We start from the raw sequence: 17,722 nt of genomic DNA on the forward strand, positions 1-17,722 counted from the left end.
GCTTGTATTTTAGAACTAAAAAGAAACGAAATTCATATCAGAAAATCATTTTACAAAAATAGAAGAACATATTGAGTAAAAAGCCTACTTGTAAATATTTTATAATAAAAAAAGCCTATATCCAGAAAGATATAGGCTTTAAAAATAGTTTGTTTGAATTATTTTTTAACTGCTGCTGAGTCTTTTGCTTTAGCGTCAGTTTTAGTATCTAGTTTTGTACCAGCTTTGTAGTTATCGTTCAAAGCTTTAACAATCTCTTTTGTGATATCAAATTTGTCTTCTGCATATAAAATCGATGCGGCATCTCCAGTACCGTAAATATAAGCGTACCCTTTTTCTTTACCGTAATTCTTGATGAATTTTTTAACTCCTGTAACTAAAGAATCCATTTCTGCACCACTTTCTTGTTGCAATTGTTGAGCTAATGCTTGTTGAGCATATCCCAATTGTTGTTCTCTTTTTTGTAACTCAGCACCTCTTTGTTGCGCCCATGCTTGACCATTGGCTTGTGCTTGGCTTTGAAAATTAGCAGCATCTTGTTTGAAACGAGTAATCTCCGCTTGAAGCTGTCTACCTTTTTCCTCTGCTTGTGCTTTGTATTTAGCTTCTAAATCTTTTGCTTCAGTGTACTCTTTCATTAAAACTGAAGTATCAACGTAAGCTGTTTTTACTTCCTTAACTTCTGCTGGTTTATTACAAGCAACTACTGAAATCGAAAGTGCGATAATTACTAATGCTTTTTTCATTTTGTTAATTTCTATTTTTTAAAGTATGAATGACAAAAATATAAAAAAATCAATAGCATCGACATAAAGTTTAAAAAATGCTCAATTTTTCTAGCAATCAATTTTTGTTATTAAACTTAGATTATTTATAATTTACTGCTATTAATAATGGATTTACCAGCCTTTATTTAAGCGATTTTCTAAAAAAAGGAATACAAATACATATTTACCATCTAAAAAGCGCTTTAAAACAACTAAAAATGCGTTTTACTTGTTTTTTAAGACATAAATATGAGATGAATATTCTAAAGTTCGTTTTGCTTTCAAATCTGACTCTAATCCGATAAAAAACGCCAATAGATAATTCATTTTCGCAGTTTTTCATTTTTAAGAAAATAGACTCGCATAAAACGCGTCAAATTTCATGACAAGAATTTTTTCTAAATGCTTAGCTGTTTTTAAAAAAAAGAATCGATTTTAAAAAAAATGAATTGACACATCAAAAGTGGCTAAAAATGTTTGAAAATGCTCAATTTTTCTAGTATCAATTTTTATTATCAAACTCTATTTATTTATAATTTACTGCTATTAATAGTGGATTCACCAGCCTTTATTTAAGCGATTTTCTAAAAAAAGGAATACAAATACATGTTTACCACCTAAAAAGCGCTTTAAAACAACTATAAATGCGTTTTACTTGTTTTTTAATACATAAATGTGAGATGAATATTCTAAAGTTCGCTTTGCTTTCCAATTTGACTTTAATCCGATAAAAAACGCCGATAGATAATTCATTTTTCCGGTTTTGTATTTTTCCGAAAGTAAGCTCACATAAAATGAATCAAATTTCATTGGAAGAATTTTTTCCAGGCGCATATCTACTTTTTCAAAAAGAGACTGAATTGCTTTTTTTGAGAAATGCCAAAAATGAATTGGCACATCATAAGCTGCCCAAAAAGTTTTATAATGATTTGCATCAAAAGATTTAAAATTTGGAACTGCTACAATTAACGTTCCAGTTGGTTTTAGTAATCGCTTCAATTCTTGAATTTGCAATTCTAAATTTGGAACATGTTCCAAAACATGCCACATCGTAATTACATCAAAAGAGTTATTTTCTAACTCCGAAATTTTTTCAACAAAAGAAATTCCTTTTTTGATTGCAATAGATTTAGCTCTATCGCTCGGTTCTACTCCAACTGTATCCCATCCATTCTCTTTTGCCGTTAATAAAAAATCTCCGGTTCCAGCACCAATATCCAAAATTCTTCCCTTTTGTGGGTTTTCAGAATTAATCAAATTTAATTTATTCTTCAGTGCAATATTTTTTACAATGTGATATGCTTTTTCAAATAATGAACGTTTGTTGTCTGTGTGCGAAATATAATCTTCACTTTCGTAATATTTCCCCAAATCATTTTCATTGGGTTGTGGAGATGTAATTAGCATGTCCAAAGTTTCATCATAATACAATTCAAAAATTTCTTTAGAAACTGAGTGATCTTTTACAGTAAGAAAATGTTTTTTATTTAAAACGTCCATTTTATAATTATTGGTATTTTGGTTTATTTTTATAGTAAACCCTAAAAACGAAATCTTTCATTTTTAGGGTTTTTTATTCTTATTATTTATTTTTCTTTAACGCTTCCAGTTTATTTTGACAGCTGATATTTTTTCATTTTCCATTCTTATTTCTGAACAAACAGTAAAACCGTTTTTTACATAAAACAACAATGGCGATTTATATGGCGTTGCATTATTTTTAATTTCATTCTCATGGTCAATAACCCAACCATTCAAATTATCATTGCTCTTTTTTAATTCTTTAATCAATAACGAGCCTTTACCTCTTCCTTGAATTTGACTATCGATAATTATTGCAAACCAAACTTTATTTTCTCTCAAAAAAGTAAACGCCCATGCTTTAATTTTATTCTCATCATCAATTAAAAAATAATGTTTTTCATTTGACAAACTTTTCAAATACAAATCAAAATCATGAATTGCTTCATGATTTAAACTCGCGGGATATTCATTGTTCCAAAGTTGCAATAAGGATTCTTTTAGCTCCGACGATAAAACTTCTTCTTTAATAATTTTCATAATCTAAAAAATTAAAAACTTATTATTCTCTGTAAAATCAAGACTTCACAAAGTAGTTTCACGTGGAACAAATAATTTAAGATTACAAAATCAGTATTAATAAAAATCAATAATTCTCAAAACAGTTTTCAATCTAGTTAATTTCAGATGATGATTTTATAATTTCAAAAAAAAAACCAAAACGAACATCCAACGAATATTGATTCTGATTATACAGCACATTCATAAACTAAAACACAATCAGATCAAATCAAATTTTTATAATCAAAATCATTTAAATAAATATTCTGGAAAACAAATTAGTAAAACAAACTCCACTCCGTCTATTTAAAAAATGAACTAACAAAAAAAATCAAATAAAACAGAATCATTTCTAATTTACAAATAAATTAAAAACTAAAAGTTCTTGTAAAACTAAGGCTTTACAAAATAGTTTCACGTGGAACAATTTTCAAGTTTACAGTCTCAGTAATCAGTTTAAAATATATTAGCTAATCATCTACACTATTCAGATAACAACTTATTAATTTAATTTTCACAAATTGAGTTTAATCTAAAAACTGAGACTAAAAACTTGAAGCAAAATTTTATCTTCCCATATAAATTAGCAACACCGAAATATCACTTGGAGAAACACCGCTAATTCTTGAAGCTTGAGAAATCGTCACAGGACGAATTTTTGCTAATTTTTGTTTTGCTTCAATCGACATTGATTTTATTTTATTGTAATCAAAATTTTCAGGGATTTTCACTTCTTCTAATCTAGTTAGCTTATCAGCGTTATTTCTTTCTTTCTCGATATAACCAGAATATTTAACTTGAATTTCGGCTTGTTCTAAAATTTCCTGATCCAAATCATTTAGTTCAACATATTCCTTTACCTTCTCAAATTTCATAATATCTTCCAAATCTATTTGAGGGCGAGAAAAAACCTTGAACATTTTATCACCCTGAGAAATCAAAGCTGTTCCCTTAGATTCCAAAATAGGATTTGCTTCAGCAACAGAAACACTTGTTTCTTTAAAGAAGGCAACCATTTTTTCTGATTCTTTTAATTTATGCTCCATTCTACGTAATCGCTTCTCCGAAGCCAAACCAATTTCATATGACATTGGCGTTAATCTGAAATCGGCATTATCTTGACGCAACAAAGTTCTATATTCAGCACGTGACGTAAACATACGATAAGGCTCTTCTGTTCCTTTCGTAATTAAGTCATCAATTAAAACACCAATATACGCTTCATCACGTTTTAAAATTAATGGTGCTTTTTCGTGAACTTTTAAATGCGCATTTATCCCCGCCATTAAACCTTGCGAAGCTGCCTCTTCATATCCAGTCGTTCCGTTTATTTGTCCAGCAAAATATAAACCTTCTACTAATTTAGTTTCAAGTGTATGTTTCAATTGCGTTGGTGGAAAATAATCATATTCGATTGCGTAACCAGGACGGAAAAATTTCACATTCTCAAAACCTACTACAGTGCGCAACGCTTTAAACTGAATATCCTCTGGCAAGGAAGTAGAAAATCCATTTACATAAACCTCACAAGTGTTCCAACCTTCTGGCTCAACAAATAACTGATGACGCTCTTTATCTGCAAAACGATTAATTTTATCTTCAATAGACGGGCAATATCTTGGGCCGATACTTTTTATTCTTCCATTAAACATTGGCGAACGATCAAAACCTGATCTCAAAATATCATGCACATCCAAAGAAGTGTATGTCATATGGCAAGACCTTTGGTGAACCAAAGGCGTAGTAACATCCGAGTATGAAAACTTATCCGGTTTAGCATCTCCCTTTTCTTCATTCATTTTAGAATAATCCAAAGAACGTCCATCCACGCGCGGAGGCGTTCCTGTTTTCATTCTTCCAGATTCAAAACCTGCTTGAGCTAAATCTTCGGTGATTCCGTATGCAGCACTTTCTCCTGCTCTACCTCCTCCGAATTGTTTATCACCAATATGAATCAAACCATTCAAGAAAGTTCCGTTTGTCAGAACAACCGACTTGGAGCGAATTTCGATTCCAAGCGAAGTTCGAACACCTTTTATCTTTCCATTCTCAATAATCAGACCTTTCACCATTTCTTGGTAAAAGTCAAGATTAGGAGTTCCTTCAAGCATCATTCTCCATTCTTCTGCAAAACGCATTCTGTCGCTCTGAACCCTTGGCGACCACATTGCAGGTCCTTTTGATTTGTTCAACATTTTAAATTGAATCGCTGTGCGGTCAGAAACAATTCCTGAATACCCACCTAGCGCATCAATCTCACGCACAATTTGCCCTTTTGCAATTCCTCCCATTGCTGGGTTGCATGACATCTGTGCTATGTTTTGCAAGCTCATTGTTACAAGCAAAGTTTTAGATCCAAGATTCGCGGCCGCTGCCGCGGCCTCTGAGCCAGCATGTCCTGCGCCAACTACAATAACATCGTATTCTTCTAAAAACATTTTGTTTTATTATTCTCCAGAAACAGTTTAAGGCACTTTCCAGAATTAACTTTATTAATTTGTTCCACGTGGAACTCTCTAAAAAACTATAAATAAAATGTTCCACGTGAAACACTTTATTTTTTTTTGCAGTAAAATCAAACCATGTTCCACGTGGAACATGTATAAAAAAGAAGTTGTTTAATTATAGTTCCACGTGGAACATTGCAATTTTTTCTTCCTCTTTTGAACGCATTAATACTGCTTCAGTTTCAGACTTATCTTTATATCCGCAGTAATGTAAGATACCGTGAGCTAACACACGCTTCAATTCATTATCAAAAGGAACATTAAAATCTAGAGCGTTATCACGAACCCTCTCAACAGAAACAAAAATATCTCCGTTTAATTCGTTACCTACAGTATAATCAAAACTGATAATATCAGTAAGTGTATCATGATTAAGATACTCTACATTTATTTTATGAAGATATTCATCATCACAAAAAATGTAACTTATCTCCCCTTCTTTTTTATTCTCTGATAGAATGACAGCAGATAGCCATCCTTCAAACGCTTCTTCATTCTCTAAAACGAAGTCTGTTTCGTAATTAAAATTGATCATTTAGTATTAAAATATTCTTGAACCTTTTGATTAAAATTCGATCGCAAAGGTAATGATTGTCTGTTTAAAATCTCTATGCTATTTAAATAATCTGATAATGACGCAGGCAACGCATTAGATTGATTATTAAATTCTTTCCTATTTGTTTCTGATTGTCGCTTGTTCTCTTGGCCTTGTTCTTGAACAGCTGTATCTAACTTTAATAATTCTTGCTGAATATTCAATATACGTTGCAAGTTTTCATTCTTAAAACCTTTATTCAAAAGTTGTTTTTCTAACTGTTTCATTTGTTCCAATGTCTTTTGTCCATTTGGTCCGAGTCCTTGTTTTTCTAATTCCTTTTGTAATGCTTCTCTAAGACGAACTTGCTCTTTGTAAATTTCCATTATTTCTTGAGCATTTCCTTCTCCATCATCACCATTCTCACCAGAGTTTCCTTTACCACCAGACTTATCATCCTTTCCATTTTTACCATTTTTTCCTTGTCCTTGCCCCTGCCCTTTTTCCATTCCTTCTTTCATTTTCTTACCAAGTCCCTCTTGTTTTTTTATTATATCTGGCAATTGCATGCCTTCTCCTTGACCAGGTTTGGGTTGTCCTGAACTAGGACTAGCCATAGACATTTGCATATTACTCAATAAATCACTTAGGAAATCAGCCAATTTATTAGCTGATGAAACAGCATATTGTTGGTGAGAAACACCTTTACGGATCTGAACATCCGTTAAAGTTTCAAGCGCTTTATCCATATTGTATTGAACGTTCCCTATTTCTTTTGTAACATCTTCAGCTATTTTAGGGTTACGTAAAGACAAAGCAAACAAACTATCATCAATATGCTTGAACTGTAATTTTAAGTTTTGCTGAATCTTTATATTCTTATTGAAAACTGACGAACCTAATTTAAGTGATTTAAACTGTAGCATAACTGCTTCCTCAGATAGTGAAAAAGCTAAAAGATTATCTAAAATCTGACGCAACATTTTAACATCTTCTTCCAATTGTTCTTGCTCAGAAGACTGCATTCCTTCCTTCATTTTCTGAGCCATCTCTTTCATTTTCTTTGCAGCATTTTTCTGTTTAGGCTTAGCTCCTGCACTGTTGTTTTTCTTTAACTCTTCTGAAGCTTTCTTTAAATCATTATCAATATCTTTTTCTTTATTAGCATCAGCAGGTATTTCCATTGGAGCTTTTAAAGACTTATTCTCCTTCTTTAAATCTTTTAAATCTTCCTGAAGTTTATCAAATGCTTTATTAATTTCATCTTGCTTCTCTGAAGTGTTTTCTTTTTCTTTATTAGAAAGCTGATCTTGTTTATCTGCTAACTTATCCAGTTTATCTTTTAACTGTTCAGCTTTTTTAGTTACATAATATCTCTTTGTAAGCTCAACTAATTGCTCTAAATTCTTAGATTGGTTTTTAGAAATTTGTTTAAATTTATCTATCTTATCAAACAATTCATCACTCTTTATTTTATCATTTAGGTCTTTAAGTTCATCTAATAGCTTTTGATTTTTCTCTAAATCCTTATCCGCATTATCTAAACGCTTTTGTAAATCTTCAATAGTTTGATCTTTCTTTTCAGTCTTGAATTTATCAAGATTCTGATTCATCTTCTCAGCAAATTCTTTCATCATTTGGTCTTGTTGTTTCTGACGCTTGATAAAATCATTTACTTTTTGTTGGTCTTTAAACTCTAAATTATTCTTTTCCTTACCTACTTTTTGAAGTTTTTCTAATTCAGAAATTTGCTTATCCTGACTTTTTAAAGATTTAGAAAGAGCATTAATATTACTATTTTGTTGTTCTAAATCTAGCTCGTGTAACTCATCATTAGTTGCAACACGGTCTGAGAAAACGGAAGACTTTGCACTCTTGAAATTATGTGGAGCATCGTTATCAAAAACTTCAAAATAATATTCATAAGATACACCTTGCTCAACAGGAAGATTACTAGGAAATGAAAAAACAAATTGATCAAAGACATTGTTCTTGACAGCAATTGTTCCACGTTTGGCATTGTTAGGTTTGTTACGCTCGTAATACACAATTTGCAATTTTGACAAACCATAATCATCTGATAATTGCCCTAACATATAATCCTTTCCTAGCTTTAAACTATCAGGAGCAACGCTTACATTGATAGTAGGATACTGATCTTTGATTACTGAGAGCTGATAATTGAGTTTTTCGTAGTTTTTAATCTTATTATTAGATGTAAGGATTTGATATTCTGTATTTTGAGCAATATTTTTAGATAAAATAAAGCTATTATCTCCTTTTACAAAGGGAATTAATGTGCTCCCTTCTTTCCAATCCACATTTTGAGTAGATTTGGTATTCATTTTCCAAGTTACACGAGTTCCTTCAGGTAAAATCGCATTACCAGTGCCACTTATAGTTTCACTTTTTTTATTTAAATAAGATGGATAATTTAATTGCATTTCGAAGTTTGCAATAGAAGGAACTGTAATAACTTTCAATTCATATGAAGGAGAAGTTACCTGATTAGCCTCTACATAAAACTCAACATTACTATTAGGCTTTTCTATTTTAAATTCAAATACTCCAGGTTTAGTTGATTCCATAAAATAACTTTCGTTTTCAATATGAATCATAACATTCTCAGGAATAACATTCCCTTCAGATTGTACTTGAAGGATGAAATCTTTATTCTGTTCTGTTTGTAAATTTGAATTTAGAACTACAAATTTAAAAGGAGCTGGAGGTAGAAAAGCAGCATTAAAGTGCACTACCCTATTTAAACTTTGAGAAAGGATACCACTATTTCCAGAAATATAAAAAACTAAAAAGAATAAAATTGGTATTAAAGCTAAGGGTAAATATTTCTTGTTAGCACTAAAATTAATTGCATTGCTAAACGGAATCAATTGTAATGAATTTGCTTTTTGTTCAATAGAAGCCAACATTAATTCTGATTGTTCAATCTCATTAGTACTAGATGATAGTTGCAAAAAGTTGGTTAATTTATCATTTACTTCTGTGAAATGATTTCCAATGATTCTTGAAGCTTCCTTATAATCTATCCCTTTTTGAATCTTAAATAATTTAAAAAGTGGAAACATAATAAAACGAAACAACAGAAACACTTCTACACATACAAAAGCACAAAACAAAAGAGTTCTTCCTAATGGCTTTAACCAAAGAAAATATTCAATGAAAATGGTAAATAAAAAATATAATAAACCAAATCCAGTAAAAAGAAGTAAACCTCTAATCAACTCATTGGTGTAATATTTCTTTATAAAATCTTCAAGCTTTTGATATATAAATGGAACTGTTTTCAAAATAGTATTCTGTTTTGCTTATAACCTATAAAAGTAATAATTTTAATTAGATAATGATCTATTAGATAATTAGTCAATTGAACTGCAAACAACACATTATCACATTAAAACTCATATTCAAATTCTCTAATTAGAATCGTATCTTTGCATCAAAATTTAAACAAATGTCAAAGCAAGTTCGTGTGCGTTTTGCACCAAGTCCGACTGGACCATTACATATTGGTGGTGTTCGTACTGCCCTATTTAATTATTTATTTGCAAAAAAACATAACGGTGTTTTTTATCTTAGAATTGAAGATACAGATCAAACCCGTTTTGTTCCTGGAGCCGAAGCTTATATTATGGAAGCTTTAGAATGGTTAGGAATTGCTCCAGATGAAACTGTTGGAAAAAATGAAAAATTTGGTCCATACAGACAAAGTGATCGTAAACATTTATACCAACAATATGCTGATCAATTGATCAATTCAGGTTGGGCGTATTATGCATTTGATACTCCAGAATCATTAGATGCTCTAAGAAAACAACACGAAGCAGAAGGAAAAACTTTTATATACAATCATCATAACCGTGAAAAGCTGGATACTTCTCTAGTAATTTCTGCTGATGAAACTGCTAAGAGAATTACTAATGGCGAACATTATGTAATCCGATTTAAAACTCCGGTTAACGAAACATTGCATTTACAAGATATTATTCGTGGCGAAGTTAAGTTTGAAACTAATCTTTTAGATGATAAAGTTTTATTTAAAAGTGACGGAATGCCTACTTACCATTTAGCAAATATTGTAGATGATCATTTGATGGAAACATCTCATGTAATTCGTGGTGAAGAGTGGTTACCATCTATGCCTTTACATGTTTTACTATACAGAGCTTTTGGTTGGGATGCACCAGAATTTGCGCACTTGCCATTAATTCTAAAACCAATTGGTAACGGAAAATTATCTAAAAGAGATGGGGATAAACTAGGTTTCCCAGTATTTCCATTAGAATGGAAAACGGAAGAAGGTGTTTCATCTGGATACAGAGAGAAAGGATTTTTCCCAGAAGCTGTTATTAACTTCCTAGCTTTATTAGGTTGGAACGATGGAACTGACAAAGAAATCTTTTCATTAAATGAATTAGTAGAAGCATTTGACCTGAACAGAGTACACAAATCAGGAGCAAAATTTGATCCAGAGAAAAACAAATGGTTTAATCACCAACATTTGATTAAACAAAATAATGAAGATTTAGCTAAGGACTTCTCTCCTATTCTTGAAGAAAAAGGGTTCTCGACTCCGCTAGAGCTGACAACAAAAATAGTTTCTCTGATAAAAGAACGTGCTCATTTTGTTTCAGAATTTTGGGAATTAAGTGATTTCTTTTTTCAAGCTCCAACATCATATGATGAAAAAGCAAGTAAAAACTGGAAGGAAGAAACTCCTGCATTAATGCAAGAACTTACATCTGTTCTAGAAAATATTGAAGATTTTACTTCTGTAAATATTGAAACTATAGTAAAAGATTGGATGACTAAAAATGAAATTGGAATGGGTAAAGTTATGCAACCTTTCCGTTTGAGTTTGGTTGGAGCTTTAAAAGGTCCTCACCTATTTGACATTGTTGAAATCATAGGAAAAGAAGAAACAATCTCAAGAATACAAAAAGCAATAGTAGCTTTGTAAACAAATAAATACTATAATTAATAAAAGCGTTAAGAATACCAATAGAGGCTATTCTTAACGCTTTTTTATTTTAATGAAAACATAACGTATTAAAATGGAAGAAATTTCGTAATTTGACCGTTAATATTTAAACTAAATTTATCAGTTATGAACATTCCAATTATTATTCTTTTAATCTTCGGATTATTTATTTTCTTATCGTCATTCTTTACAGTAAAGCAACAAACATCTGTAATTATAGAACGTTTCGGAAAATTTCTAAGTGTAAGAACATCAGGTTTACAATTAAAAATACCTATGATTGATAGAATTGCTGGGCGAGTAAATCTTAAAATCCAACAGCTAGATGTAATCATTGAAACAAAAACTAAAGACAACGTTTTTGTAAAACTTAAAGTTTCAGTTCAATTTATGGTTATTAAAGAAACTGTGTATGATGCATTTTATAAATTAGAATATCCACACGATCAAATTACCTCTTATGTATTTGATGTTGTTCGTGCCGAAGTTCCTAAATTGAAATTAGATGATGTTTTTGAAAGAAAAGATGATATCGCAATTGCAGTAAAAAGAGAATTAAATGAAGCTATGACTACTTATGGATATACAATTATCAATACATTAGTAACTGATATTGATCCAGACATCCAGGTTAAAAATGCAATGAATAGAATTAATGCTGCTGATAGAGAAAAAACTGTAGCAGAATTTGAAGCAGAAGCTTCTAGAATTAGAATTGTTGCTAAGGCAAAAGCGGAAGCTGAAAGTAAGAGATTACAAGGTCAAGGTATAGCAGATCAAAGAAGAGAAATTGCGAGAGGTCTTGTAGAAAGTGTTGATGTTTTAAATAAAGTGGGTATTAATTCTCAAGAAGCTTCTGCTTTAATTGTAGTTACTCAACATTATGATACATTACAAGCTATTGGTGCTGATGCAAATTCTAACTTAATCTTGTTACCAAATTCACCACAAGCAGGAAGCGACATGCTAAATAATATGGTAGCTTCATTTAGTGCATCGAACCAAGTTGGCGAGATGATGAAGAGAACGAATAAAAAAGTAAAACCAAAGACAGAAGTAAAACCAGATTATGAAGCTCCTGAAGCTCCAGAAACAGAAGAATAATTTATATGTAAAATTTAAAAAGAGGCTTAATGGCCTCTTTTTTTGTTTATAAACCATCCTATTAAATAAGGAATCGCCGCTTGTATTATTTTTATATATGAATTAGAAAGTATTGTTTTGTATGAACCTAAAAATCCGTTTACTATATTTTGAGGTTCTAAAGATTCTTTAGTTTTTTGAACACTTAAAACTAACTTCTGATAATTAATTTGCTTCTCAATTTTTAGAATTTCCAATTCTCTTTCAATTTCAGCATATGATGAGTATTTTTTAGTTTCCATAATTTAGTCGTTAAAAAAGATTTCTGAAAATTTCTCTAAAATTGGTCCTTCTACCATTTTATCTTTTATAAAGAAAATGAGTATCGTTGCTAGTAAATAGATCCCTCCTACTATCAGAAATCCAAAAGTGTAACTGCCTAAAGCAGCACTAATAGCAAAAGCAGCCGCAACAGATCCGAACAACATAACCATACTAAAACACAGTAAAATCAAAATAAATTTAAAAATTACTGTTGTAGATTTCATTGCAACTTTAAAACCCCACAATTTATAATAAGCAAGGTGACTATCAACATAGGCTTTTGCCTGATCTTGAATATTTTCGGTATGTTCTTTAAACTCTTCAAAAGCCATAAATAACTATTTTAGTTGATTTGATAAAAAATACAAAGTACACAATGAAACCAATGTATTGCAATTCTTAAAATTAATTAAATTTTTTGAAACAATAACAATTAAAGTCCAATGTGTACTTCGCTTATGCCTAAAAAAGGGCTATTTATTTCTGAAGTTTAGCATTTTGAGTTTTCAAATCTGCTAATTTAGTTTCAAGAAAAGAAATTACTTCTTCTGTTTTGTGACTCATATTCGAAAGCAAATTCTCATATGTACCATCTAAATCTTCTTTAGCATTTAAAAACTTATCACGTAAACCTTCTGTTGATGTTTCTAATTTGTGCTTCAAATTATGTTTTGCATCATCAATTCCATGTTTAATACGTCCTCTTGTTTTTGAACCTTTATCTGGTGCAAACAAAATTCCAATTCCTGCTCCAATTGCTGCTCCAGTAAGAAGTGCTAATATTGTGTTTCCTGTGTTGTTTGACATAACTATAAATTTTAAAAGTTGATACTAAAGATAATCAATTTTATATAGATAAAATTCTTATAAATAAATGTTTAATATAATTTTAATATACATAAGCAATTGCTTGATACTTACCATCTGGTTTTTCGACAATTGCTACGAATGGATATCCATTATCTGCAGACTTAGTTTTAATACGTCTTTCAGTATGTTCCTTTAAAGCCAAAGGAGATTCCCCTTTTGTTTTTGTAGACAATCCTGAAAAAGTTTCAACTTCTTTGAGTCCGATAGTTTGGCTAGGTTTTAAAACTTTTACCAAACTATAATCCTTCTTGTCTGTTACTAGAATTTTAGGAGAAATAGATTCTGATTTAGAACTTGCTTTTTCTTTAAGAGAAGAAACTGCATATTTACTAATTGCAAATTGTTCCTGACTACCATTCAATGAATAGTAAATAAGATCATTATCTTGTTTTATATAATTGACATCTATTTTTTCTCCGTTATGTTTGAGAATTTCATGAGTTTGAGAGAAAGCAAAACTCGTAAATAATAATCCTAATATTAAAAATTTGATTTTCATAATTTCTGATTTTAAGTTCAACTTAATAAAGTAAACCTCGATAAGCAGATTTTGAAACGAAATAAACAATTTTGAAAATAATCAAAAAATCAATTTCGTTGATTTTGATATTTATGAAATAAAATCAAAAAACACTTTGTAAAAAAAAGTATTATCAAAACTAAACCATAAACAAAATACAAACGATAAATTAATTTTAATAATTCCATCTAAAACTATTCAAAACTAAAATTTACATAAAATCAAATTTTAAGATTTAAGAAATAATTCTATAATCATAGCCCATTCCATTTTTATCTTAAAATGGATAAATCCACTTTATAAAAATTTGCTTAATTGGCTTTTCATAAAAATAATACATTTATTAGCATTTGTATGTTAAAAACGCGTTAAACCATCTTAAATTTGATTAAAAACTAAAATAAAGAACGCTAATCAATCCTTTTTATAAAACCAATATTAGAGTTATCCATTTTTACAAAACGTCTTAAAAACAATATATAGAAGCTGTTTTTAATATATAAAAACTATAGTAAATCACAGAATAATAATATATATAAATAATATAAAAATCTATAAATAATTATATTTTATATAATTAAAATTGATACTTAGCTTTCATCCTTTTTTTACAATAAAATTTAATACTAGACAAATTTCTGTTATTTGAGTAAACGAGATAATCTTGAGATTACATTTTAAAAATCTAAAAAGGAAAATATAGACAGAGCAAAAAATTGAATAGAGAATCGGTAAAATCTATTAAAATGGGAAATATACTGTATTTATAAACATTTCAGTGTCAATTAGGACAAAATCACGCTTAAATTAAGTCTAAAACTAAAATAAAGAACGCTAATCAATTATTTTTACAAAACCAATTATAGAGTTGTTATAATTATAAAAACGTCTTAAAAACAACATATGGAAGCTGTTTTTAATCTAAAAAAACTATATAAATTACAAAAATAATAATTAATATTAATAATAGATAAAATTATAATAATACATAGTTTTCATAAATAAAACTGATTACTGGTTTTCATTCCATTTTAACAAAAGGTTTTCTCACTTACTAGAAATATTTTTTTAAGGAATTAAAATGATTTTAAAATCAAAAAATGTAAAACTGTCGCTAAGTAAAAAATTTGAATTGAAATCTGATAAAAGCACCAGAATTGTAAAGATTTTGTACTTATAAACATTTTGATGTTAACAACGACAAAATCATCTTGAAATTTAGTTTAAATTAAAATAAAGAACGCTAATTAATTATTTTTATAAAAACGATAATTATATTGACTGATTATTAAAAACATCTTAAAATCAATTTATGAAGGTTGATTTTAATATAATAAAACTATCAATTTTTGTATTTTAATAGGAATTATAAATAATAAAAAAAGCGCTTATAAAAAGCGCTTTTTGATAACTAAAACTGATATTATTTTTTTAACATTTCTTCCAAAATTTCCTTTTCTCTATCAGAAGCATTTTTTGGAGGATTTGAATTTAATTTTTGAATTTCTTCTTCAAACTGATTTCTAAAATTTTCTGTTTCCAAATCTCTTAAATTCAAAAGTGCTTTCGAACGAACATAAGTCGATTCACTTCTTAGTGACATGGTATATAATTTTTTTATTTCTTCTTCTTCAAAATCAGATGATTTTAAATTTGAATATTTCAGAATGAATTGAGCAAATAATAACGAACTCTTATTATTGTTAATATTCTTCTTTAATGAATTTTGTAATAATGAAAAACTTGAAATAGCAGCTATACTCTCCCCTATTGTATTTTCAATTACCAAACGTTCAGCTTTAGTTTCAACTTTAAAATATTTATTGATGTCTTTTAAAGAATTATTAATGCTATTTTCTTCCTTTTTACCTTTTTCTTCCCAAGCATCTTTTAATCCTACTGTCTTATTAAATACTAGTTTAGAAGCAGTTGAATCTTTATCAACAGTAAAATACCCTAAACGTTGAAATTGAAATTTATCTTCATTTTGAGCTGTAGCTAAACTTGGTTCAACAAATCCAGTAACAATTTCTAGCGAATTTGGATTTACAAAATCTAAGAAATTTTTATCTTTATAACTGTCTGGAGCTTCATCTATAAATAAACGATCATACAAACGAACTTCAGCTTCTATAGCATGTGCAATCGAAACCCAATGTAAGGTTCCTGATACTTTACGTTGGCTAGCTTCACTTCCACTTCCACTTAAAGAATCTGTATCATAAGTAACATGAATTTCAGTAATATTACCTGCTGAATCTTTTATAACACTTTCTCCTTTAATGATATAAGCATTTTTAAGACGCACTTCTTTTCCTAATGTTAAACGGAAAAACTTAGCTGGAGCTTCTTCTAAAAAGTCTTCTCTTTCTATATATAACTCTCTCGAAAATGGGACTTTTCTAAATCCTGCAGTATCATCTTCCTGGTTATTTTCTGCATCAAGTAACTCTTCTTTTCCTTCTGGATAATTAGTAATTACCAATTTTACCGGATCTAAAACAGCCATTACACGTGGTGCTATTTTGTTCAAATCTTCACGAATACAAAACTCTAAAACCGATACACTTATTAAATTATCTCGTTTTGCAATTCCTGTTGAATTAGCAAAATTACGTAATGAAGCTGCAGTATATCCTCTTCTTCTTAATCCAGAAATAGTTGACATTCTTGGATCATCCCAACCATTAACATGCTGTTCTTTAACTAATTGTTGTAATTTTCTTTTACTTACAACTGTATGCGAAAGATTACGTCTTGCAAATTCTCTTTGCTTAGGACGCAACTTATTATCATCTATAATTTGATCTAAAAACCAATCGTATAATTCACGGTGAGGTAAAAATTCAAGCGTACAAAATGAATGTGAAATACTTTCTAAATAATCACTTTGTCCATGAGCCCAATCATACATTGGGTAAATTTTCCAGGCATCTCCAGTTCTATGATGATGCTTGTGTAAAATTCTATACATGATAGGATCACGCATCAACATATTAGTAGATTTCATATCTATTTTTGCACGTAAAATATGAGTTCCAGCTTCAAATTCTCCGTTTCTCATTCTTTCAAATAAGTCTAAATTTTCTTCTACAGAACGATTTCTAAATGGACTATCTGTACCTGTTGTTGATGGGGTTCCTTTTTGAATAGCCATTTCTTCAGAAGACTGACTATCAACATATGCTTTATCTTTTTTAATTAATAAAACTGCCCAATCGTATAATTGCTGAAAATAATCAGATGCATAACGTTCCTCTGACCAAGTATATCCTAGCCATTCTACGTCTTTTTTAATTGCATCAACAAACTCTTGTTCTTCCTTTTCTGGATTGGTATCATCAAAACGTAAATTTACAGGTGACTGATAATCAATTCCTAATCCAAAATTTAAAGCAATAGAACTTGCATGACCAATATGTAAATAACCATTTGGTTCTGGTGGAAAACGAAAATGAAGCTTATCTTTTGATAAACCTGATTTTAAATCTTCTTCTATGATTTGTTCAATAAAATTGAGTGATTTTTCTTCTGATGCCATTATTTATAGTAATTTTAGCAAAGATAAAAAAGTTTATAGTTTTCGGTTTACAGTTTACAGTTTTCTTTGGAAACTTCTCAGTAAATCTGAAACTTAGAGCAAGAAATTAAATTAAAAAATGGGAATTATTAAACTAAAAAATATCCGTACTTTTTCTTACCACGGATGTTTAATTGAAGAAGGAAAAATTGGATCTGATTATGAAGTGAATTTAGAAATTCATGCTAATTTAAGAAAATCTGCCGAGTCTGATCATCTTGCTGACACGGTTGATTATGTACATTTAAACAAAATTGTAGCCGAAGAAATGGCCATTAGATCTAAATTATTGGAACATGTTGCCAAAAGAATCATTACAAGGGTTCTTGATGAGATCCCAATGATCACAAAAACAATTGTTGAAGTTTCAAAGATTAACCCTCCTATTGGTGGTGATGTTGAGTCGGTTACAATTAGAATGAAAGAAACTAGAAAGAAATAATTAGAATGAAATT

At 29.7% G+C, this 17,722-nt stretch carries 14 protein-coding genes; 3 read left to right on the top strand and 11 right to left on the bottom strand.

Annotated features, from left to right (window positions below; all coding sequences use genetic code 11):
- Positions 1-158 precede the first annotated feature (158 nt).
- From EAG11_RS17715 to EAG11_RS17740, 6 genes are all read right to left on the bottom strand, one after another.
- Positions 159-746 (bottom strand): OmpH family outer membrane protein, encoded by a 588-nt coding sequence (locus tag EAG11_RS17715; RefSeq protein ID WP_129540337.1) that lies wholly within the window; start codon positions 744-746, stop codon positions 159-161.
- Positions 747-1,418: 672 nt separating this feature from the next.
- Positions 1,419-2,267 carry a bifunctional 2-polyprenyl-6-hydroxyphenol methylase/3-demethylubiquinol 3-O-methyltransferase UbiG gene (locus tag EAG11_RS17720; protein ID WP_129540338.1) on the bottom strand — a complete coding sequence of 283 codons (849 nt, stop codon included), beginning with the start codon at positions 2,265-2,267 and terminating at the stop codon, positions 1,419-1,421.
- 96 nt (positions 2,268-2,363) lie between these two features.
- Positions 2,364-2,828, bottom strand: coding sequence for a GNAT family N-acetyltransferase (locus tag EAG11_RS17725; protein WP_129540339.1), 465 nt, complete (start codon positions 2,826-2,828; stop codon positions 2,364-2,366).
- 587 nt (positions 2,829-3,415) lie between these two features.
- Positions 3,416-5,287: a tRNA uridine-5-carboxymethylaminomethyl(34) synthesis enzyme MnmG gene (mnmG, locus tag EAG11_RS17730; protein WP_129540340.1), complete on the bottom strand. Its 1,872-nt coding sequence runs from the start codon at positions 5,285-5,287 to the stop codon at positions 3,416-3,418.
- Positions 5,288-5,471: 184 nt separating this feature from the next.
- Positions 5,472-5,891 carry an rRNA maturation RNase YbeY gene (ybeY, locus tag EAG11_RS17735; protein WP_129540341.1) on the bottom strand — a complete coding sequence of 140 codons (420 nt, stop codon included), beginning with the start codon at positions 5,889-5,891 and terminating at the stop codon, positions 5,472-5,474.
- A complete protein-coding gene (locus tag EAG11_RS17740) occupies positions 5,888-9,199 on the bottom strand; it encodes a hypothetical protein (RefSeq protein WP_129540342.1) in 3,312 nt (1,103 codons plus the stop codon). The genes ybeY and EAG11_RS17740 overlap by 4 nt, the downstream gene beginning before the upstream one ends.
- Before the next feature lie 164 nt (positions 9,200-9,363).
- Here EAG11_RS17740 and gltX point away from each other — a divergent pair, with 164 nt between their 5' ends.
- Together gltX and EAG11_RS17750 are read left to right on the top strand one after the other, a co-directional pair.
- Positions 9,364-10,869: a glutamate--tRNA ligase gene (gene gltX, locus EAG11_RS17745; RefSeq protein WP_129540343.1), complete on the top strand. Its 1,506-nt coding sequence runs from the start codon at positions 9,364-9,366 to the stop codon at positions 10,867-10,869.
- Positions 10,870-11,016: 147 nt separating this feature from the next.
- A complete protein-coding gene (locus tag EAG11_RS17750) occupies positions 11,017-11,994 on the top strand; it encodes an SPFH domain-containing protein (protein WP_129540344.1) in 978 nt (325 codons plus the stop codon).
- A gap of 26 nt (positions 11,995-12,020) precedes the next feature.
- Here EAG11_RS17750 and EAG11_RS17755 read toward each other — a convergent pair whose 3' ends face one another.
- The 5 genes from EAG11_RS17755 to EAG11_RS17775 form a co-directional block, all read right to left on the bottom strand.
- Positions 12,021-12,275 (bottom strand): DUF6327 family protein, encoded by a 255-nt coding sequence (locus EAG11_RS17755; RefSeq protein ID WP_129540345.1) that lies wholly within the window; start codon positions 12,273-12,275, stop codon positions 12,021-12,023.
- 3 nt (positions 12,276-12,278) lie between these two features.
- The gene (locus EAG11_RS17760) at positions 12,279-12,629 is read right to left on the bottom strand and encodes a competence protein (RefSeq protein WP_129540346.1); all 351 of its coding nucleotides are present in this window, start codon (positions 12,627-12,629) and stop codon (positions 12,279-12,281) included.
- 145 nt (positions 12,630-12,774) lie between these two features.
- Positions 12,775-13,104: a YtxH domain-containing protein gene (locus EAG11_RS17765; RefSeq protein ID WP_129540347.1), complete on the bottom strand. Its 330-nt coding sequence runs from the start codon at positions 13,102-13,104 to the stop codon at positions 12,775-12,777.
- Positions 13,105-13,186: 82 nt separating this feature from the next.
- A complete protein-coding gene (locus EAG11_RS17770; protein ID WP_129540348.1) occupies positions 13,187-13,666 on the bottom strand; it encodes a hypothetical protein in 480 nt (159 codons plus the stop codon).
- Positions 13,667-15,110: 1,444 nt separating this feature from the next.
- Positions 15,111-17,228, bottom strand: coding sequence for a glutamine--tRNA ligase/YqeY domain fusion protein (locus EAG11_RS17775; protein WP_129540349.1), 2,118 nt, complete (start codon positions 17,226-17,228; stop codon positions 15,111-15,113).
- Between the two features lie 118 nt (positions 17,229-17,346).
- On the opposite strand from EAG11_RS17775, the gene folB reads away from it, so the two are divergent.
- A complete protein-coding gene (folB, locus tag EAG11_RS17780; protein ID WP_129540350.1) occupies positions 17,347-17,709 on the top strand; it encodes a dihydroneopterin aldolase in 363 nt (120 codons plus the stop codon).
- Positions 17,710-17,722 lie beyond the last annotated feature (13 nt).

The sequence above is a fragment of the Flavobacterium sp. 140616W15 genome (assembly GCF_003668995.1).
Classification (GTDB): Bacteria; Bacteroidota; Bacteroidia; order Flavobacteriales; family Flavobacteriaceae; genus Flavobacterium.